The organism is Candidatus Omnitrophota bacterium (assembly GCA_030650275.1).
Lineage (GTDB): Bacteria > Omnitrophota > Gorgyraeia > Zapsychrales > Fredricksoniimonadaceae > JACPXN01.
This window is the reverse complement of record JAUSEK010000004.1, coordinates 42,880-63,511: the sequence shown is the minus strand read 5'-3', so window position 1 is coordinate 63,511 and position 20,632 is coordinate 42,880. Positions and strand designations below refer to the sequence as shown.

The following is a 20,632-nucleotide window of genomic DNA, read 5'->3' as shown; positions in this document are numbered from 1 at the left end:
GGGGAACCGGGATTTTTAGGTTTTATTATGGCATTTGTTGATAAGGCGCGCATTCAGGCCCAGGCCGGCAACGGCGGCAAAGGATGCGAAAGTCATTACCAGGATAAATACATGCGTTATCCCCGCCCTAACGGCGGGAATGGCGGCAGGGGCGGTGACGTTGTCTTTATGGCGGACCGCAACCTGTACACCCTTTTGGATTACCGGTTCAAACAGCATTACGTGGCCAAAAGCGGCGCCCACGGCGGCTCCAATAATAAGACCGGGGCCAACGGCCCGGCCTGGGTCCTGCGGGTTCCCGTTGGGACCATGGTATGGGACCATGACACCGGCCTTTTGATCCGCGATCTTGCCGTGCACGGGGACAGCGTCACCGTGGTCAAGGGCGGCGAAGGCGGCCATGGCAATAACCATAACCGCACGGTCACGCCCCCGCATGCGGGGGAAGTCCGCATGGTGCGCCTGGAATTGAAGATCATCGCGGACGTGGGGCTGATCGGTTTTCCCAATGCCGGTAAAAGTACGCTCATTTGCGCCGTGTCCAAGGTGAGGTCCAAGATCGCCGATTATCCCTTCACCACCAAGGCGCCGATCCTGGGGATCGTCAAGGACGAGCAGGGCGAGTCCGAAGATTTTGTCATTGCTGATCTGCCGGGCCTGATCGAGGGCGCGCATGAGGGCAAGGGCCTGGGCCATCAGTTCTTAAAACACGCCGAGCGCACCAAAATCCTCGTGCACATCATTGACATGTCCGGCTGTGAAGGCCGCGACCCGATCAACGATTATCATCAGACCTGTCAGGAGCTGGATCTTTATAGCGAGGAAGTGGCCCACAAGCACAGGGTCCTGGTGGCCAATAAAATGGACCTTCCGTCGGCTGAAGCGAATTTGAAGACATTCAAACGTAAGGTCAGCAAAAATATTATCGCCATATCTGCCAAGGAAAAGGAAGGGTTGGACAAATTGCTCGCCGCCCTGCGCAAACTATTATGACAAGGACATTCAACAGACCCATACGGCGTGTGGTCGTCAAACTCGGTTCCAGTCAGATCGCGGATTACGCGCTCAAGCCCCGCACCGCGCAATTGCGGTCTTTGGCCTCACAGGTCGGCCGTTTGCGCAAGCGCGGCATCGAGGTGGTGCTTGTTTCTTCGGGGGCCATTGTGCTGGGCATGGGGGAGTTGGGAGAGAAGAAACGTCCGACGGAACTTGCGTCGCTTCAGGCGCGCGCGGCCATCGGTCAGGCCGTGTTGATGCGCACCTACAGCAAATTGTTTGAAAAGGCGGGGCTTAAATGCGCGCAAGTGCTTTTGACGTGGGATGATTTTAAAGCGCGTGTGCGTTTTTTGAATTCCCGTCATACGCTGGACAATCTTTTGAAGGAGGGGGTCATTCCCGTCATCAATGAGAACGACACGACCTCGACGGAAGAGATCAGGTTCGGCGACAACGACAAACTTTCCGCTCTGGTGGCCGGCCTGGTGCGCGCGGACCTTTTGCTGATCCTTTCCGACGTCAGCGGGCTTTACGGCGCCGACAAAAAAGTGTTTGAGGAAGTCAAGGAGATCACGGCGCAGATCGAAAGGTTGGGCGGCGGCACAAGAAATTTCCATATCGCCCGCGGCGGCATGAAAACCAAGATCGAGGCGGTCAAGATCGCCACTCATGCCGGTGTTCCTTGTGTGATCACCGCCGGCCATATCCGCGACGTTCTGACGCGCGTTGTGGATGGACAAAAGATCGGCACGTATTTTATCGAGAAGAATGACAAAATATTCGACGGAGACATGGAACATGAGTTTATCCGCTCGCATTTTAAAAATCGCGCAAGCCGCTAAAAAGGCGTCCTATCAACTCGCCTTGGTCCCGGCCAGGGAAAAAGACCGGGCCCTGCGTTTGATGGCGCAAGCCCTTTTGGTCCAACAGCCGTATTTGATCAAAGAAAACAGCAGGGACATCGCCGCGGCCGCACGGGCCGGTTATGCCGGGGCCTTGGTCGACCGTCTGACATTAACTCCCAAGGTCATCAAGGGTATGGCGGAGTCCGTGCTGGCCACGGCCCGCCTGAAAGATCCCATCGGAGAAGAGTTGGACACGTTCAAACGCCCCAATGGTTTGCTCATCAAGAAGATCCGCGTGCCTTTAGGTGTCGTCGGGATCATCTACGAATCACGTCCTAATGTGACCAGCGATTGCGCCGCCTTATGCTTGAAGTCCGGAAATGCCGTCCTCCTCAAAGGAGGCAAAGAAGCCGTGCATTCCAACAAGGCCATTTTCAAAGTCCTCAAGGACGCTTTAAGGAGCACTTCTGTTCCGCCGCAGGCCCTGCAAATGATCGACCCTGTTGACCGCCGGGCCGTGCAAGAACTTTTAAAACTCGAACAATACGTGGATGTGATCGTTCCGCGCGGCGGGGAGGAGCTGATCCGTTTTGTCGCACAGAACTCCCGGATCCCGGTGATCAAACATTTCAAGGGCGTCTGCCATGTGTATGTCAGCGCCCAAGCGGACCTGCAGATGGCCCGCCGGATCGTCCTCAACGCCAAGGTGCAAAAACCGGGTGTGTGCAATGCCATGGAAACCTTGCTGGTGGACAAGGCCGTGGCCAAAAAATTTCTGCCCGCGGCGCTCGCGGACCTGCAAAAGGCCGGCTGTGAACTGCGCGGTGACGCGGCAACGCGCGCCATTGTCAGGGACGTTAAGACAGCGACACAAAAAGATTGGTCCACCGAGTACCTGGACCTGATCCTTTCCGTGAAGGTCGTGGACGGCCTGCAGGAGGCCGTGGACCATATCAATACCTATGGTTCGCGCCATTCGGATGCCATTGTCACCAGGGACAAGGCCCAGGCGAAACAATTTTTGGAAGGCGTTGATTCCGCCTGCGTCTATGTGAACGCGTCCACGCGTTTTACCGACGGGTATGAGTTCGGGTTCGGGGCGGAAGTGGGCATCAGCACGGACAAATTGCACGTGCGCGGCCCCATGGCGCTGGAGGGGCTGACGTCTTATCAATATCAAATTTACGGCCGGGGGCAAATACGGACGTGAAGCGCATCGGCCTTTTAGGCGGCAGTTTCAATCCCATCCATTGCGGCCATTTGTTCATGGCCCGGGCGGCCATGGAGGGGCTCGGGTTGGACCAGGTTATTTTTGTTCCGGTCAATTGTTCTGCGCACAAAACAGACCGTGAGATGGCTCTGGCCAAAGACAGGCTGGCCATGGCGCGCATTGCCGTGCGCGGGCATAAGGACTTCAGCGTTTGCGATGCGGAGATCAAACGCGGCGGCATTTCTTACACCGTGGATACGGCCCGATATTTCCGCCGCCTTTGTCCTAAAGACCAGTTGTTTTTTATCATCGGCGAGGACAGCATCCAAGGACTTGGGGACTGGAAAAATATTGACGGGATATTGAGCATTTTGTCGTTCATTGCCGTCAATCGCGAATGTTGCCCCGTATCTTCTTCACAGATAAGGTCCCGCCTGTCTTGCAAGCGGAGCATTCAAGGGCTGACACCGGCGGCCGTGATCGGTTATATCCGGCAGAAAGGGTTATATGTCCAATAGCGAGATCAAATTCGGCACCGACGGTTGGCGCGCGGTCATTTCCGATACGTTCACATTTAAGAATGTCCGCATCGTGGCGCAGGCCGTCGCGGACTGGGTCAACAAGGACAACCCTTCTTTTACAAAAAAGACGGTTGCCGTCGGATATGACAACCGTTTCCTGTCCGCCGAGTATGCCCGTACTTTTTCTGAAGTTTTAGCCGGCAACGGCATCGCTGTTTTTCTTTCCGATACCTCCTTGCCCACGCCGGCCTTGAGCTACGGGGTCGTGCGTTTGAAGGCGGTGGGCGGCATCATGATCACGGCCAGCCACAACCCGCCCAAATTCAACGGCATTAAGATCAAGACCGCCCAGGGCGGGGCCGCGCCGAAAGACATCACCGGCGCCGTCGAGTCCTATTTGGGCCTCTCCCCGGTCAAGACCGCGGATCAACCAATTACTGTCCACGATTTCAAGAAAGAATACGTCGCCTTCATCCGCGGATACCTGGATCTCAAGAAGATCAAGGGCTCCAAATACAAGGTCTTGACCGATATCATGCATGGCAGCGGCGGCGATCTCATGACCCGCATCCTCAAAGGCACGGGGGTGCGTCTGGAGTTGATGCGCGCGGACGTCAATCCCGGTTTTGACGGCAACAAGCCCGAACCCATCCCGGAATGCCTGGGGGCCATCATGGGCCGCATGAAAAAAGAGAAGGCTGACCTTGGGCTGGTCCTTGACGGGGACGCGGACCGCATCGCGGCCATTTCGCCCGGTGGGGATTTTGTGAGCCCGCAAAAGATCCTCGGCCTGCTCGTCCTTCATCTGGTCCGCAACCGCAAGGTGCCCGGCGGCATCGTTAAAACATTGTGCGGCACTACCATGCTTGACAACATCGCCCGCAAACTCGGCCGTAAACTCTACGAAACACCTGTCGGGTTCAAATACATTTCAGATCTCATGGTCACCCAAACGATCGTGGCCGGCGGGGAAGAGGCCGGCGGCATGGGTTTGCCTGATTATATCCCCGAACGCGATGGGACCCTGGCGGGCCTGCTTTTGCTGGAAATGATGGTCTACAACAAACGGAATTTCAAACAATTGCTTGATGATATGGAAAAAGAGTTCGGCCGTTATTATTATCAGCGGCTGGATCACGTGATGGATGCCAAGAAAGTGGACCTCAACAAGCTTAAGACCATCACGTCTGTATTAGGGAAGAGGGTGGCCGGGGTGAAAGATTTTGACGGGGTGAAGCTCATTTGCGACAATGAGGACTGGCTCATGTTCCGCCCGTCGGGTACGGAGCCGCTGGTGCGCATTTATTCGGAAGCCAAATCCCTGAAAAGGGCTAAGGACTTGCTGGAGTTCGGCCGCAAATTGATCGACCCTTGAGGTTAAGATCGCCGGTCCTGCCTCGCTCGGCCTCGAGGCTCGCCGAAGCCGGCTACCCTGCGCCGGCTGGCTCGCGCTCGGCCTCGGTCGGCACGCCCGGCGCTCTTAACGGACATTATGATCTATTACATTGTCTATTTCCTGACCAAGTTCTTCAGTTTTCTTTTTTTCCCCCGCCGCATCTACGGGATGGAACATTTTCCCAGACATGGCGGCTTTATCCTGGCCAGCAATCATATCAGCAACCTGGATCCCGTGGTGTTGGGGATCTCGGTCGTGCGCCGTGTCAATTTCATGGCCAAGGATTCGCTGTTCAAGAAACAGCCGCTGGGGTTTATCCTTAAAAAGTTGTGGTCTTTTCCGGTGAAACGCGACCAGGCGGATTTCGGCGCCCTCAAAGAAGCGTTGAAACGTTTGAAAAGAGGGACGCCTGTTTTGATGTTCGTGGAAGGTACGCGCCGCATCGCGGACGCGCTCCCTAAGGCCCAGCCGGGCGTCGGATTCCTGGCTGTTAAAGCCGGGGTGCCGGTCATTCCCGTCCATGTCAGCGGGACCGAGAAAGTCATGCCCCCGGGCAGCAGGTCCCTGACCCGCCATCTCGTAACCGTGCGTTACGGCCCTCCCGTGGTTTTTGACCAAAAAGACAGCTACGAAAATATCGCCCAAACCATCCTGCAAAGCATTGACCGGATTCCCGCGTAATCTTTTCATTTGACATTTTTTGATATTTTGGGATAATCCCTCTACTTTGAATGGCTCCATTCAAAGAATTCCTGCATAGAGAGAGGTTTTAAATACAATGAGCAACGAATTATCCATGGAAGAGCTTTACGCCAGCACCCTGCGTGATATTAAGGAAGGGGAGGTGGCTAAAGGCATTATCGCGGCCGTGACCCAAAAAGAGGTCATTGTTGATATCGGCTTTAAGTCCGAAGGTTTTGTTTCCATTGAAGAATTCCGCAACCCGCAGGAACTGGTCATCGGCCAGCAGATCGAGGTCCTCATCGAGAACATTGAGGACGATCACGGCCGGCTGGTCCTTTCTTTTTCCAAGGCCGAACGGCTTAAAGGTTGGCAGAAGATCGCCGATGACTTAAACGAAGGCGATATCATTGAAGGCAAGGTCGTGCGCGCGGTCAAGGGCGGCTACATTGTCGATGTTTTCGGCGTTGAGGCCTTTTTGCCCATGTCGCTCTCCGCGTTCAAGGGCCTTTCCAATAATGACATCACGGCCAACCCGTATAAATTCGTGGTGGCCAAGATGAACAAACAGCGCCGCAATCTCATCCTTTCTCGCCGGGAAATGGTGCAGAAAGAGCGCGAAGCGGTCCGTGAAAAATTGTGGGCCGAACTGAAAAAAGGCCAGAAGCGCAAAGGGACCGTCAAAGGCATCACCGATTTCGGCGCCTTCGTCGATTTGGGCGGCGTGGACGGGCTTTTGCACATCACCGACATCAGCTGGTCGCGCATCAACCATCCCTCCGAAGTGGTTTCCGTGGGCCAGAGGATCGAGGTCCTCATCCTGGATTTTGACCAGGCCAATTCCAAGGTTTCTTTGGGCTACAAGCAGATCATCGCCAACCCGTGGGATGATGCCGTTGCCAAATTCCCCTCCAATTCCCGCGTCAAGGGTAAGATCGTCAATATCATGCCTTACGGTGTTTTTGTCGAGATCGACAAAGGCATCGAAGGGCTTTTGCATTCCTCGGAGATCTCCTGGCAGAAAAAGATGGTCAACCCGCAGGAAATGTTCAAATTGGGTGACATCATTGAAGTGCAGATCATCAACGTGGACAAGGACGCCAAGCGCATTTCCTTGAGCATGAAACAGCTGGAGGAAAACCCCTGGGTCAGCGCCGCGCAGAAATTCACCGTCGGTTCCCAGATCAAGGGTGTTGTCCGCGGTTTCACGGATTACGGCGCTTTCGTGGAACTGGAAGGCGGTTTGGAAGGCATGATCCACGTTTCTGACATGTCCTGGACCCGCAAGATCAATCACCCGCAGGAAGTCCTCCAAAAAGGCCAGGAGGTGGAGGTGCTCGTTGCGGCCGTGGATATTGACAGCCGCAAGATCACCTTGGGGCTCAAGCAGCTGCAGTCCAACCCCTGGAATGAGATCGCCCAGAAATTTCCCGTGGGCGCCGTCGTTGACGCGCAGGTCGTCATGAATTCCAATTTCGGTGTTTTTGTGAAATTGGAAGATGACATTGAAGCGCTGGTGTATTCGTCCGAGATCGACAAGACCCAGGCCGCCGCGCTCAAACCCGGCGACCGCCTGCAGGTCAAGATCATCAAGGTGGACGTCGAAGGCATGAAAATCGGTGTCTCCGCGCGTTTGTAATTTTTGATCTTTCAGGCGGTCCTTTTAAAAAGGGGCCGCCTTTCTTTTTTATGACAACTCAGGATGCCCTCCAAAAGATCAGCCGCGGTACCGCCGAGATCATCGGCATTGCTGAACTCACCCAGAAATTAGGTGAGGGCCAGCCGCTGGTCATCAAAGCCGGTTTCGACCCCACTGCTCCCGACATCCATCTCGGTCACGTCGTGCTTTTGCGCAAACTCAAGACCTTTCAGGACCTGGGGTATAAGGTTGTTTTTCTCATCGGTGATTTCACCGCCCAGATCGGTGACCCGACCGGCCGCAATGAATTGCGCAAGAAAATGACCCCTGCGGAAGTCGAGATCAACGCGCAGACCTACAAGGCCCAGGTGTTCAAGGTCCTTGATCCCAAAAAGACCGAAATTGTTTTTAATAGCGAGTGGCTCAATCAATTGACCCTGCAGGAGCTGCTGAAATTAAGCGCCCGTTCGACGGTGGCGCAGATGCTGGCCCGCGCTGATTTCAAAAAACGTTTTGAGTCGGGCAAGGAGATCAGCGTGTTGGAATTCTTGTATCCGCTGTTGCAGGGATACGATTCGGTGCATTTGAAAGCCGATGTGGAATTGGGGGGCACCGACCAGAAATTTAATTTGTTGATGGGTCGCCAGATACAGCAGAGTTACGGCCAAAAACCGCAGGCGGTCATCATGACCCCGCTCTTGGAAGGCACGGACGGCGTGCAGAAAATGAGCAAGTCGCTGGGCAATACCATCGGCATCAATGATGCTCCCAATGAAATATTCGGAAAGATCATGTCCATCAGCGACGATCTGATGCTGCGTTATTATGAACTTTTGACGGAAGCCGATTTGAAAGCGGTCAAGGCCATGCACCCCAAAGAGGCCAAACTCCAATTGGCCCAAACCTTGGTGGATATGTTCCATCCCAAAGGGGAAGGGGCCAAAGCCCGCGAACATTTTGAGAGTACCTTCAGTCAGCATCAAACCCCCGATGGCATTCCTGAAATAAAGATCTTATCCGGGCAAAAACTACTAGATATTTTTGCAGTTACGAAGATCATTGCCACGAAGAACGAGGGACGCCGGCTTTTGAAGGAAGGCGCCGTCACCCATGAGGGCAAGGTCATTTCCGACGAAGATTGGACGCCGCAAAAAGGCGTTTTAAAAGTAGGCAAACGCCGTTTCCTGCGTTTGATGTAAAGTATTGGGATTGTTAAAGTTTATTCTTGACAAAAATATCACCGGCAGATATACTTTGCGTTCATTTATATGAGCGCTGCGGGCGGCCTCATCTGCCCCTGTAGCTCAGTTGGTAGAGCACGTCCTTGGTAAGGACGAGGCCAGCGGTTCAATCCCGCTCGGGGGCTTCTCAAATACTATCCTAAGATCTTCTGTGAACCCCGTCGTTGTTTTACGGGGGAGCGCACAAAACGGAAACAGGGACATGCGCGAGACAATTCATTTTCAATGCACCGCGTGCAATCAAATCACTTATAACAGCACCAAGGACAAGCGCAAGAAGCCGGAGCGTTTGGAGCTCAAGAAGTTTTGCCGTTTCTGCCGCAAGCACGTCCTTCATAAAGAAACGAAGAAGTAAATATATTGCGCCCAAGCATCCCGTTCACGAATTTTTTGATGGGATAGGGATGCTGAAAGGGGTGTGGGGAAAACCTTTCCCCACGTTTGGGGGGTGCTCAGCGAGCGATAGCGAGCGCCGAAGGGGGGCTTGCCCCCCTAGCGGAAAATGCGAGTGAAACGAGCATTTTAGGCCAGTAGCTCCAATTGGTAGAGCGACGGTCTCCAAAACCGTATGTTGCAGGTTCGAGTCCTGCCTGGCCTGTTTGATTGGCTGCAGGACTCGAAGGAGCCCCGATTATCAACTGCGACGAACAGGAGCAGTTGATGGGGCGGGTGCCCGACCCCGACTTCAATCATTCCAGAAAAGTCGGGGCGGCGAGTCCTGCCTGGCCTGTTTGATTGGCTGCAGGACTCGAAGGAGCCCCGAAACATCCGACGCGGGAACAAGGATTTTATGATAGGCAAAGTCCAAGGATTTATCGGGCAGGTCATGGCCGAGCTCAAGAAGGTTTCCTGGTCCACGCGCCAGGAACTTCGGGATTCGACCCTGATCGTCATTTTCAGTTCTCTTTTTTTGGGCGGCTTCATCGCGGCCATTGATCTTGTTCTTTCAAAAGGGATTTTTTTGATCGTCAGGTAATGTATGAAATGGTACGTCGTCCATACGCAGACCGGTGCTGAAGAGCGGGCCAAGGCAGGCTTAGACAGCCGCGTTGCCACCACCGCTTTGAAGCAATACGTCGGCGAAGTCGTTGTCCCGACCGAGCAGGTTTCCGAGGTGCGCGGCGGAAAGAAGCGGATCACCACCCGCAAGTTTTTTCCCGGCTACCTTTTGATCAAGATGGAAATGAACAAGGAAAGCTGGTACCTGGTGAAAACGACGCCGGGGATCACCGGCTTTATCGGCCCGGGACGCCAGCCCCAGCCCCTGACGGACACCGAGGTGGACAACATCCTCAAGCGGACACAGGAAACCGAGACCAAACCCAGTCCGAAGATCATTTTTGAGGTGGGGGAGGCGATCCGCATCGCGCAGGGGCCGTTCGCGAATTTCAACGGTTCGGTCATGGAAGTCTATCCGGACCGCGGCAAGTTGAAGGTCAGCGTGTCCATTTTCGGCCGCTCGACGCTGGTTGAATTGGAATACTGGCAGGTTGAAAAAATCTAAGGAAAGTTATCATGGCTAAAGAAGCCGTCGCACAAATTAAGTTGTATGTTCCTGCGGGCCAGGCCAACCCGGCCCCTCCGGTCGGTCCTGCCTTGGGCCAGCACGGGGTCAACATCATGATGTTCTGCAAGTCGTTCAACGACAAGACCAAGGGCAAAGAAGCCCTGCCTTTGCCGGTCGTCATCACGGTGTATAAGGACAAATCATTTGATTTCATCATCAAGACGCCGCCGAGCTCGGCCCTCATCAAGAAGGCCGCCAAGCTCGCCAAGGCCTCGGGTACCGCCGGCAAGGAAGTCATCGGCACCTTGACCGCCCAACAGGTGGAAGAGATCGCGAAGTTGAAAATGGACGATTTGAACACCGTCGATCTCAAGCAGGCCATGATCACCATCGCCGGTACCGCCCGTTCCATGGGGATTGAAGTGAAGTAGGGGCGATGCTTGTCATCGCCCGAAGGGCGAACACAAGGTTCGCCCGTACATTAAGGATTGGTTATGGCACATTTGAGCAAAAGAATGAAAGAAGTCCGCAAAGCGATCGAAGGCATCAAGGCCCCGGTCCCGTTGTCCGACGCCATCGCCCATTTGGCCAAGGCCCCCAAGGTCAAATTCGACGAGACCGTTGAATTGCACCTGAATTTGAACCTGGACCTTAAGGCCTCTGACCAGGGCGTGCGCGGCACCGTGGCTTTGCCTCACGGCACCGGCAGGAGCGTGCGTGTGGCCGTATTCTGCAAAGGCGACGCGGTGGCCAAGGCGCAGGCCGCGGGCGCCGAACATGTCGGCGGCAATGAATTGATCGAAAAGGTGGCCGGCGGGTTCATGGACTTTGACGTCGTGGTCGCCACTCCCGATATGATGCGCGACTTGAGCAAACTCGGCAAACTGCTCGGCCCCCGCGGGCTGATGCCGACCCCTAAGGCCGGCACGGTCACCGCTGACGTCGAGCGCGCCGTCAGGGAAGTCAAGGCGGGCCGCGTGGAATTCAAGTCCGACAAGCAGGGCGGCATCCATTTGGGGATCGGCAAGCGTTCCTTCGCCGAGAACAAATTAGTGGAGAATGTCCAGCACGTCCTGGAAGCCATCAACCACGCCAAGCCGGCGTCGGTCAAAGGCAATCTGATCAAAAGTCTGTCCGTGGCCACGAGCATGGGGCCCGGGATCAAGGTGGCCCTATGAGAGTCGGAGAATTATACCGTCAAAAGATCGCCGTTTCCGTCAAGGACGGCGTTGCCAAAAACAGCAGCACGTTCGTGGTGAGCTTCCACGGCATCTCTTGCGCGAAGATGGACTCCTTGCGCAAGGACCTCAAGCGCAAGAAGGCCGATGTCCTGGTCGCCAAAACATCGGTGGCGGACATCGCCTTTAAAGAAGCCAGGTATCAGCCGTTGGCCGACTGCCTGCAAGGCCAGATGGCCCTTGTCTTAAGCAACTCCGACGCCTCTGAAATTTCCAAGATTCTCGTCAAGTTCGCCAAGGATTGCGAAGGGTTCGTCCTCAAAGGGATGCTTCTCGACGGCAAGATGCTTGATCCGGACACGATCAAGACCTTGTCCGCTTTGCCCCCCAGAAATGTTCTTTTAGCACAGGTGTTGGGGACCATGCAGGCGCCGTTGACCCGTTTCATGGGCGCTTTGAACGCCAAGACACGCGACCTTTGTTTCCTATTAAAACAGTTAAGCGAAAAAAAGGGAGGTAGTTAAAATGTCTGAAACCGCCGTTAAGGAGATCTCTCCTAAATTAGACGGGGTCCTCAAAACGATTGAAGGCCTCACCGTCCTGGAATTGGCCGATCTGGTCAAGGCCATGGAAGACAAATTCGGTATCCAGGCCGCCGCGCCCATGATGGCGCCCGCCGCCGCGCCCGTGGGCGGAGCCGCTCCTGCCGAGGAAAAGACCTCGTTCGACGTCGTCCTCAAGGATGCCGGTGCCAACAAGATCAACGTCATCAAGGAAGTCCGTTCGATGACGAACCTGGGGCTCAAGGAAGCCAAGGACCTTGTCGAAGCCGCTCCGAAGACCGTTAAGGAAGCTGTTCCCAAAGCCGAAGCTGAAGAACTCAAGAAGAAACTTGAAGCTGCCGGCGCCAAAGTGGAATTGAAGTAATTCTCTCTGTATTGTTATTTTTAGGGGACAGCGCCCTACTCGTGATCAATAGGGCGCTGTCCCCATTAAAAAAAGGGAACTATGGGAAAACTCAAGATCAGGAATTTCAGCAAGTTCCAGGATAATTTCGAATTACCCAAGCTCTTAGACATACAGACCCTTTCTTACGAAGAATTTCTGCAAAGGGGCATTGCGACGGACAAACGCAAAGACCAGGGATTGGAGGAAGTTTTCCGTGAAGTCTTCCCCCTGGAAAGTTACGACGCCCAGATCCGCCTTGAATATATCGGATACGTCATCGGCAAGGAAAAATATTCCCGCCACGAGTGCCAGCGCCGCGGGATGACCTATGCCGCCCCCCTGAAGGTCAAGCTTCGTCTTATCACCCCCGTGGACATCAAAGAGCAGGAAGTGTATTTCGGCGATTTCCCGCTCATGACCGATACCGGGACCTTCATCATCAATGGCGACGAACGCGTCGTCGTTTCCCAGATCCAGCGTCCGCCGGGCGTTTCTTTTGAAGAAGAAACGCATCCGACGGGTAAAAGCATTTATTACGGCCGCGTCATCCCTTCGCGCGGGGCATGGTTCGAGATCAAATATGACCTCAATGATGTCCTCATCGCCTACGTGGACCGCCGCCGCAATTTTCCGGCGTCCCAGATCCTGCGCATCATGGGCCTCTCCAACCTCGAAGACATGAAAAAAATGTTCGGGGCGCATCTCGACAAGCTCAAGAACACCCTTGAGAAAGACCACACGAATACCAAGGAAGAAGCGCTGCTGGATTTTTACCGCAAAATGCGCCCGACAGAGCCCGCCACCGTGGAAGTGGCCGAGACGCTGTTCTTCCGTTTATTTTTTGACCCCAAGCGTTATGACTTGAGCAAGGTCGGCCGCCACATCATCAACCGCAAACTCGGCACCAGTGTCGCGATGGACAACCGCGTGCTGGACATTGAGACCGTGGTCGCGGCGATCAAGTATCTGATCGGCCTGCGCGAAGGGACCGGCGAGACCGACGACATCGACCATTTGGGCAACCGCCGCATCAAGTCCGTCGGTGAACTCATCCAGAATCAGGTGCGCATCGGTTTGGCGCGCCTGGAGCGTTCCATCAAGGAACGCCTGGTCGTCATGAGCTCTTTTGAGAACCTGACCGTGCATCATTTGATCAATTCGCGCCTCTTCTCCAACCAGATCCAGGATTTCTTTGCCCGCAGCCAGTTGTCGCAGTTCATGGACCAGGTCAACCCGCTTTCTGAAATGACCCACAAGCGCCGGATGTCCGCGCTTGGTCCCGGCGGTCTTTCGCGCGAACGCGCCGGTTTTGAAGTGCGCGACGTGCATCCGACCCATTACGGCCGCGTGTGCCCCATTGAGACGCCCGAAGGTCCGAACATCGGTTTGATCGCGTCTTTGACCACCTGTGCCCGCGTCAATGAACTGGGTTTCATCGAGACCCCGTACCGCAAGGTCGCGGACGGCAAGGTCGGCCGGAAGATCGAGTATCTGACCGCCGACGTGGACCAGAACAAATACATCGCCCAGGCCAATAGCGCCATTGACAAGGACGGGCGTTTCACGGAGCATCTGGTGTCCTGCCGTTACAAAGGAGATTTTCCGCATGTGAAACCGGATAAAGTCGAATACATGGACGTTTCTCCGAAACAGCTGGTTTCCGTGGCCGCGGCGCTGATCCCGTTTTTGGAACACGACGACGCCAACCGCGCGCTCATGGGCTCCAACATGCAGCGCCAGAGCGTGCCTTTGATGATCCCGGAAGTACCTTTCGTCGGTACCGGTATGGAAGAGAAAGTGGCCCGCGACTCCGGGGTCCTTGTGATCGCCCAGGAGGCCGGCACCGTCACCAAGGTGGACGGCCGCGAGATCGTCGTCGGCAAGACCGTTTATCCTTTGAAGAATTTTCAGCGTTCCAACGCCAATACCTGCGTGCACCAGCGTCCGCTGGTCAAACCCGGCGAAAAAGTCGAAGCCGGGCAGACCATCGCCGACGGCATCGGTACCCAGAACGGCCGTCTGGCCCTGGGCCGCAACGTGCTGGTCGCGTTCATGCCCTGGCGCGGATACAATTTTGAGGACGCCATTCTGATCAATGAACGCATTGTGCGCGAGGATGTGTTCACGTCCATTCACGTCGAGCGTTTTGAGTGCGAATGCCGCGAGACCCGTTTGGGCAATGAAGAGATCACCCGCGATATCCCCAACGTCGGCGACGAGGCCCTCAAGGACCTGACCGAGGACGGCATCATACGCGTCGGGGCGGAGGTCAAGGCCGGTGATATTCTCGTCGGCAAGGTGACCCCCAAAAGCGAGAAGGAGCTGTCTCCCGAGGAACGGCTGCTGCGCGCCATTTTCGGGGAAAAGGCGGCGGACGTGCGCGACACCTCTTTGACCCTCTCGCCCGGGATCGAAGGGGTCATTGTCAACGTTGAGTCCTTCCAGCGCAACGAGCGCGGCCGCAAATCCAAGCAGGACAAGGCCAAGGAAGCCGAGGCGGTCAATAAGATCAAGGAGTATTACAGGCAGGAGATCGATTTTATCCAGCAGGAAAAGGACGCGAAATTGAGCAAGATGCTGGGCATTGACAAAAGGCGCGTGGCGAAACTCACCATCGACGATATTGATGAGGACTCCGAAGCCCGCGAGGTCATGGGTTTTTACATGGACAAGATCGCGGAACTGATGGAAGAAGAGGAACGCGAACTGGACCGCATCCGCCGGGGCGATGAACTGCCCGCGGGCGTCCTCAAGCGTGTCGTCGTCTATGTGGCCACCAAGCGCAAATTGTCCGTCGGCGACAAGATGGCCGGCCGTCACGGGAACAAGGGGATCGTGTCGCGCATCCTGCCGGAAGAGGACATGCCTTTCATGGCCGACGGCCGTTCGGTGGACGTGGTTTTAAACCCGCTGGGCGTGCCTTCGCGTATGAACGTGGGACAATTGCTGGAAACGCATTTGGGATGGGCCGTGCAGGCGCTGGGTTTCCACGCCGAGACACCCGTCTTTAACGGCGCCACCGAACAGGAGATCCGTTCGCTTTTGAAACAGGCCGGTTTGCCCGAGGACGGCAAATCCGTCGTCTGTGACGGGCATACAGGCGTGCCGTTCAGTCAAAAGGTGACTGTTGGTTACATTTACATCCTCAAGCTCAATCATCTGGTGGACGAGAAGATCCACGCCCGTTCCATCGGGCCGTATTCCCTCGTCACCCAGCAGCCGTTGGGCGGCAAGGCGCATTTCGGCGGCCAGCGTTTCGGGGAAATGGAAGTTTGGGCCCTGGAGGCCTATGGGGCCGCGTACACCCTGCAGGAAATGCTCACTGTCAAATCCGACGACGTTGTCGGCCGCAGCCGGATCTACGAGGCCATCGTCAAGGGGGAACAGGCCCTGCCTCCGGGCACGCCGGAATCGTTCAACGTTCTGGTCAAAGAGCTGCAGGGACTTTGTCTGGACATCCGCATGGAAAAAGCCGAATCCAAAGATGAACCAAAAGCTGAATCCAAAGATCAATCAAAGGAAGAAGCCACGATATGAGAGACAAGATCGATATCACCAAACAGGACCGGATCACCATCAGGATCGCTTCGCCGGACATCATCATGTCCTGGTCCAAAGGCGCGGTGAAAAAAGCCGAGACCCTCAATTACCGCACCCTGAAACCGGAGAAGGACGGGCTCTTCTGCGAGAAGATCTTCGGCCCCATCCGCGACTGGGAATGCAACTGCGGAAAATACAAGGGCATCAAGTTCAAGAACATCACCTGCGACCGCTGCGGGGTCCTGGTCACGCGTTCGTCGGTGCGCCGCGAGCGCATGGGCCACATTGAACTGGCCTGTCCGGTGACGCATATCTGGTTTTATAAAGCGGTCCCGTCCCGTCTGGCAGCGCTCCTGCAGGTGGGTCTGCGCGACCTGGAAAAATTGATCTATTACGAAGAATATGTGGTCATTGACCCGGGCACGACCCCTTTGAAGAAAAAGCAGTTTTTGTCCGAGGACGAATACCAGGACGCCCTGGTCAAACACGGCGGCGCTTTCAAAGCCAGGATCGGCGCGGATGCCATCCGTGAGCTTCTCAGGGAATTGGACCTCGCCGTCCTGTGCAAGAAATTGCGCAAGGATCTGGCCGACGCCAACCCCAACGGCACCAATTTCAAGAAGATCGCCAAGACCTTAAAGATCGTCGAAGATTTCAGGGCCTCGGGCAACAGCGCCGAATGGATGGTCCTGCACGTCCTGCCGGTCATTCCGCCGGACCTGCGTCCGCTGGTCCCCCTGGAAGGCGGCCGTTTCGCCACCTCCGATCTCAACGATCTTTACCGCCGGGTCATCAACCGTAACAACCGCTTGAAGAAACTGATCGACCTGAACGCTCCCGAGATCATCGTGCGCAATGAAAAGCGCATGCTGCAGGAAGCGGTGGACGCCCTTTTGGACAATGGCCGTCATGGCCGTCCGGTGCTGGGCTCCGGCAACCGCCCCTTGAAGTCCCTGTCCGACATGCTCAAAGGCAAGCAGGGGCGTTTCCGCATGAACCTTTTGGGCAAGCGCGTGGATTATTCCGGACGTTCGGTCATCGTCGTCGGTCCGGACCTGAAATTGCACCAGTGCGGTCTGCCCAAAAAAATGGCGCTGGAACTTTTTGAACCGTTCATCATCCGTAAATTGCGTGAGAAGGGCTTTGTCCACACCATCAAGGGCGCCAAGCGCATGGTCGAGCGCGCCAAGATCGAGGTCTGGGACATTCTCGACGAGGTCATCCAGGACCATCCGGTCATGCTCAACCGCGCGCCCACGCTGCACCGTTTGTCCATCCAGGCGTTCCAGCCGATCCTCATCGAAGGCAAGGCCATCAAACTGCATCCGCTGGTCTGCACGGCGTTCAACGCGGACTTTGACGGTGACCAGATGGCCGTGCACGTGCCCCTGTCGCTCGAAGCGCAGATCGAATGCCGCGTGCAATTATTGTCCGTCAACAATCTCTTTTCACCGGCGGACGGGCGCCCGGTCGTTTCTCCGACACAGGACATCGTCCTGGGACTGTATTACCTGACCAAGGAACGTCCTTCGGCCCGCGGCGAAGGCCATCTGTTCGGCACCTGCGAGGAGGTCACGGTCGCTTATTTCGACGGGTATGTGGACTTGCATGCCCGCATCAAACTGCGTTTGGGCACTTCGGTCTGGGGTCAGGGAAAACCGTCCATGGTCATCCATCCTGAAATGAAGGACAAGAAGAAAAAAGAGCAGGAGACCGCTCCTTCGGCCACAAAGATCATCGAAACCACCGTCGGTCGCGTATTTTTCAACGAGACCCTGCCCGCGGATTACGGGTTCGTCAACGAACTCCTGGATAAAAAACGCATCGGCGCGGTCATCGCCGATTGCTACAAACGTTTCGGCCAGCACCGCACGGTCCAGCTTCTGGACGACGTCAAGCAGTTGGGATTCATCCGGGCCACCGAAGCCGGCATTTCCATTGCCATGTCCGACCTGACCATCCCGGAAGACAAGCCTAAGGTCATCGCCGCGGCCAAGCAGGAAGTGGCCAAGGTGGACGACCAGTACCGCAAAGGCATTATCACGGACCGTGAACGCTACAACAAGGTCATCGACGTGTGGACCCACACGACCGAAACCATTTCCGACCTGGTCTTCAAGAAAATGGATCAGTTCAATCCCGTTTACATCATGGCCGATTCCGGGGCGCGCGGTTCCAAATTGCAGATCCGCCAACTTTCCGGCATGCGCGGCCTGATGGCCAAACCGTCGGGCGAGATCATTGAGAACCCGATCACGGCCAGTTTCCGCGAAGGCCTGACCGTTCTGGAGTATTTCATTTCCACGCACGGCGCCCGTAAAGGTCTGGCGGATACCGCCCTGAAGACCGCCGACGCCGGTTATCTGACCCGCCGTCTGGTGGACGTGGCCCAGGAAATGGTCATCAACGAGCCCGATTGCGGCACGGTCAACGGCATCACGGTCGCGGCCATCACCGAGGGCGACGAATTGGTCGTTTCGCTCAAAGAACGCATTGTGGGCCGTGTTGCCCTTGACAATATCGTCGATATCGTCACCGACCAGCAGGTCGTGGGCTCCGGCGAGATCATCACGGAAGAGAAGGCCGATTTCATCGAGCAGTTGGGCATTGAGAAAGTGCGCATCCGTTCGGTCCTGACCTGCGAAACCGAGCAGGGTGTCTGCATCAAATGCTACGGCCGCAACCTCGCCACGCATCGTGTCGTGGAGATCGGGGAAGCGGTGGGGACCATCGCCGCCCAGAGCATCGGCGAGCCGGGCACCCAGCTGACCATGCGGACCTTCCACATCGGCGGCACGGCCTCCAGGACCATCGAGCAGTCCTTCATCAAGGTCAAACAGGACGGTACCGTCAAATACCACCAATTGCGCGCCGTCCAGCGCGGCAAGGAATTTATCGTCCTCAACCGCAACGGGGCCGTGAGCATCAACAACGAATACGGCCGCGAATACGAGCGCCACATCCTTCCGCAGGGCACGGCTTTGAGTTTTGCCGACGGAAAATCCATCAGCAAAGGCGCCATCGTGGCGAGCTGGGACCCGTACACCATCCCGATCATCACGGAGGCCAAAGGCAGCGTCTCCTTTGAGGACCTGACCGAGAACGTCACGTTCCGCCGCGAGGAGAACCCCGTGACGGGCATCGTCGAACGCGTGGTTGTGGAACACAAACAGGAATTTCATCCGCAGATCATCATCACCGACGACAAGAAAGAGATCGTCGGGATCTATTCCATCCCCGTGGGGGCGCACATCCTCGTCAGCGACAAGAACGTGGTCGGCGCCGGCGAATTGATCGCCAAGATCCCGCGCGGGGCCAGCAAGACCCGTGACATCACCGGCGGTTTGCCGCGCGTCGCGGAACTTTTTGAGGCCCGCCGTCCGAAAGACCCGGCGGTCATTTCCGAGATCGACGGGACCGTCGAGTTCGGCGCGGACAAGAAGGGCCTGCGGATGATCGTCGTGCGTTCCTCGACCGGCATGGTCAAGGAATACACCATCCCGCACGGCAAACATCCCAACGTGTACAAGGGCGACACCGTGTACGCCGGCCAGCAGTTGACCGACGGGCCGGTCGTCCCGCAGGACATTTTGCGCGTTTGCGGGGACAAGGCCTTGCAGGAATATCTCCTCAACGAGGTTCAGGAGGTCTATCGGCTGCAGGGTGTTCGCATCAACGACAAGCACATCGAGATCATCATCTCGATGATGCTCAAGAAAGTGCGCATCGACGATTCAGGGTCCAACGACTTTTTGGTCGGCGACCAGGTGGACCGCGTGGTCTTCAAGAAAGCCAATGAGGCCGTGCTCAAGAAAAAGGGCAAACCGGCCCAGGCGACCCCGCTGCTGCTGGGGATCACCAAGGTCTCTTTGACGACGGAAAGTTTTATTTCCGCGGCGAGCTTCCAGGAAACGACAAGGGTCTTGACAGAGGCAGCCGCTTCTGGTAAAGTTGACCTTTTACTTGGACTTAAAGAAAACGTTATAGTGGGTCACCTTATCCCCGCAGGGACGGGGATGAAGGAGTATCAAAAGGTGGAAATGGTAAAATATGCCGACAATATCACAGCTGATCAGACATCGCCGGAAACACAAAGCCAGACGCAGTAAGTCGCCGGCTTTGACCAGTTGCCCCCAGCGGCGCGGCGTTTGCCTGCAGGTCAAGACCATGACGCCCAAAAAGCCGAACTCGGCGCTGCGTAAAATTTCGCGCGTGCGGCTTTCCAATAAGATCGAGGTCACCTCGTACATCCCGGGGGAAGGGCATAATTTGCAGGAACACTCGATCGTGCTGGTCAGGGGCGGGCGCGTCAAGGACCTTCCCGGCGTGCGTTATCACATCATCCGCGGCACGCTGGACACCTCGGGCGTGGCCAACCGCAAGAAATCACGTTCCAAATACGGTGCCAAGAGGGGAAAATGAGAAGACGCCGCGTAGAAAAAAGAAAAATATCACCGGATCCCAAGTTCAACAGCGAACTGGTCAGCCGTTTTGTGGCCATGATCATGGTCGAGGGCAAGAAGACCATTGCCGAACGCATTGTGTATGAAGCGCTGGACATTCTCCAGCAAAAGACCGGCGACGAGAGCCAGGCCAAGGCCCTGACCAAGGCGATCGACAATGTCCGTCCGCGCCTGGAGGTCAAGTCCCGCCGGGTGGGCGGCGCCACGTATCAGGTCCCGACCGACGTCGTTCCCGCGCGCGGCACATCGTTGGCCATGCGCTGGATCCGTGATTACGCCCGCAACAAGAAGGGCAAGCCGATGCAGGTGAAGCTGGCCGATGAATTGGTGGCCGCTTACAAAGGCGAAGGGTCCGCGATCAAGAAACGTGATGAAACGCATAAGATGGCTGAGGCCAACAGGGCATTTAGTCATTTAAGATGGTAGGAATTATAGGGACACAATACTTAATTCTTAGTGTACTTTAG

The 20,632-nt window shown here is 56.0% G+C and carries 19 protein-coding genes and 2 tRNA genes; all 21 read left to right on the top strand.

Annotated features, from left to right (window positions below):
* The first annotated feature begins 27 nt into the window (after nt 1-27).
* The 21 genes from obgE (at nt 28) to rpsG (ending at nt 20,591) form a co-directional block, all read left to right on the top strand.
* Nucleotides 28-993 carry a GTPase ObgE gene (gene obgE, locus Q7K71_01015; protein MDO8674683.1) on the top strand — a complete coding sequence of 322 codons (966 nt, stop codon included), beginning with the start codon at nt 28-30 and terminating at the stop codon, nt 991-993.
* A complete protein-coding gene (proB, locus tag Q7K71_01010; GenBank protein MDO8674682.1) occupies nt 990-1,838 on the top strand; it encodes a glutamate 5-kinase in 849 nt (282 codons plus the stop codon). Before obgE ends, proB begins: the two co-directional genes overlap by 4 nt.
* Nucleotides 1,795-3,051, top strand: a complete 1,257-nt coding sequence (locus Q7K71_01005) for a glutamate-5-semialdehyde dehydrogenase (GenBank protein ID MDO8674681.1) — start codon at nt 1,795-1,797, stop codon at nt 3,049-3,051. The genes proB and Q7K71_01005 overlap by 44 nt, the downstream gene beginning before the upstream one ends.
* Complete coding sequence (gene nadD, locus Q7K71_01000) at nt 3,048-3,569, top strand: nicotinate (nicotinamide) nucleotide adenylyltransferase (protein MDO8674680.1); 522 nt, start codon at nt 3,048-3,050, stop codon at nt 3,567-3,569. The genes Q7K71_01005 and nadD overlap by 4 nt, the downstream gene beginning before the upstream one ends.
* Entirely contained in the window at nt 3,559-4,947 is a 1,389-nt protein-coding gene (locus tag Q7K71_00995) for a phosphoglucomutase/phosphomannomutase family protein (protein MDO8674679.1), read from the top strand. The genes nadD and Q7K71_00995 overlap by 11 nt, the downstream gene beginning before the upstream one ends.
* Before the next feature lie 117 nt (nt 4,948-5,064).
* Nucleotides 5,065-5,649, top strand: a complete 585-nt coding sequence (locus Q7K71_00990; GenBank protein MDO8674678.1) for a lysophospholipid acyltransferase family protein — start codon at nt 5,065-5,067, stop codon at nt 5,647-5,649.
* A gap of 97 nt (nt 5,650-5,746) precedes the next feature.
* The gene (locus Q7K71_00985) at nt 5,747-7,288 is read left to right on the top strand and encodes a 30S ribosomal protein S1 (GenBank protein MDO8674677.1); all 1,542 of its coding nucleotides are present in this window, start codon (nt 5,747-5,749) and stop codon (nt 7,286-7,288) included.
* A 50-nt stretch (nt 7,289-7,338) separates the two neighbouring features.
* The gene (gene tyrS / locus Q7K71_00980) at nt 7,339-8,487 is read left to right on the top strand and encodes a tyrosine--tRNA ligase (GenBank protein MDO8674676.1); all 1,149 of its coding nucleotides are present in this window, start codon (nt 7,339-7,341) and stop codon (nt 8,485-8,487) included.
* 94 nt (nt 8,488-8,581) lie between these two features.
* Nucleotides 8,582-8,654, top strand: a tRNA-Thr gene (locus Q7K71_00975).
* A gap of 77 nt (nt 8,655-8,731) precedes the next feature.
* The gene (gene rpmG, locus Q7K71_00970) at nt 8,732-8,884 is read left to right on the top strand and encodes a 50S ribosomal protein L33 (GenBank protein ID MDO8674675.1); all 153 of its coding nucleotides are present in this window, start codon (nt 8,732-8,734) and stop codon (nt 8,882-8,884) included.
* Between the two features lie 169 nt (nt 8,885-9,053).
* Nucleotides 9,054-9,127, top strand: a tRNA-Trp gene (locus Q7K71_00965).
* 192 nt (nt 9,128-9,319) lie between these two features.
* Nucleotides 9,320-9,505, top strand: coding sequence for a preprotein translocase subunit SecE (gene secE, locus Q7K71_00960; protein MDO8674674.1), 186 nt, complete (start codon nt 9,320-9,322; stop codon nt 9,503-9,505).
* A gap of 3 nt (nt 9,506-9,508) precedes the next feature.
* Entirely contained in the window at nt 9,509-10,033 is a 525-nt protein-coding gene (nusG, locus tag Q7K71_00955; GenBank protein MDO8674673.1) for a transcription termination/antitermination protein NusG, read from the top strand.
* 11 nt (nt 10,034-10,044) lie between these two features.
* Nucleotides 10,045-10,467 (top strand): 50S ribosomal protein L11, encoded by a 423-nt coding sequence (gene rplK / locus Q7K71_00950; GenBank protein MDO8674672.1) that lies wholly within the window; start codon nt 10,045-10,047, stop codon nt 10,465-10,467.
* Nucleotides 10,468-10,530: 63 nt separating this feature from the next.
* Nucleotides 10,531-11,214 carry a 50S ribosomal protein L1 gene (rplA, locus tag Q7K71_00945; GenBank protein MDO8674671.1) on the top strand — a complete coding sequence of 228 codons (684 nt, stop codon included), beginning with the start codon at nt 10,531-10,533 and terminating at the stop codon, nt 11,212-11,214.
* Nucleotides 11,211-11,738 (top strand): 50S ribosomal protein L10, encoded by a 528-nt coding sequence (gene rplJ, locus Q7K71_00940; GenBank protein ID MDO8674670.1) that lies wholly within the window; start codon nt 11,211-11,213, stop codon nt 11,736-11,738. Before rplA ends, rplJ begins: the two co-directional genes overlap by 4 nt.
* A gap of 1 nt (nt 11,739) precedes the next feature.
* Nucleotides 11,740-12,141: a 50S ribosomal protein L7/L12 gene (gene rplL, locus Q7K71_00935; GenBank protein MDO8674669.1), complete on the top strand. Its 402-nt coding sequence runs from the start codon at nt 11,740-11,742 to the stop codon at nt 12,139-12,141.
* A gap of 81 nt (nt 12,142-12,222) precedes the next feature.
* Complete coding sequence (gene rpoB / locus Q7K71_00930; GenBank protein ID MDO8674668.1) at nt 12,223-15,699, top strand: DNA-directed RNA polymerase subunit beta; 3,477 nt, start codon at nt 12,223-12,225, stop codon at nt 15,697-15,699.
* A complete protein-coding gene (gene rpoC, locus Q7K71_00925) occupies nt 15,696-19,811 on the top strand; it encodes a DNA-directed RNA polymerase subunit beta' (protein MDO8674667.1) in 4,116 nt (1,371 codons plus the stop codon). Before rpoB ends, rpoC begins: the two co-directional genes overlap by 4 nt.
* Entirely contained in the window at nt 19,753-20,124 is a 372-nt protein-coding gene (rpsL, locus tag Q7K71_00920) for a 30S ribosomal protein S12 (GenBank protein MDO8674666.1), read from the top strand. Before rpoC ends, rpsL begins: the two co-directional genes overlap by 59 nt.
* Nucleotides 20,121-20,591 carry a 30S ribosomal protein S7 gene (gene rpsG / locus Q7K71_00915; protein MDO8674665.1) on the top strand — a complete coding sequence of 157 codons (471 nt, stop codon included), beginning with the start codon at nt 20,121-20,123 and terminating at the stop codon, nt 20,589-20,591. The genes rpsL and rpsG overlap by 4 nt, the downstream gene beginning before the upstream one ends.
* Nucleotides 20,592-20,632 lie beyond the last annotated feature (41 nt).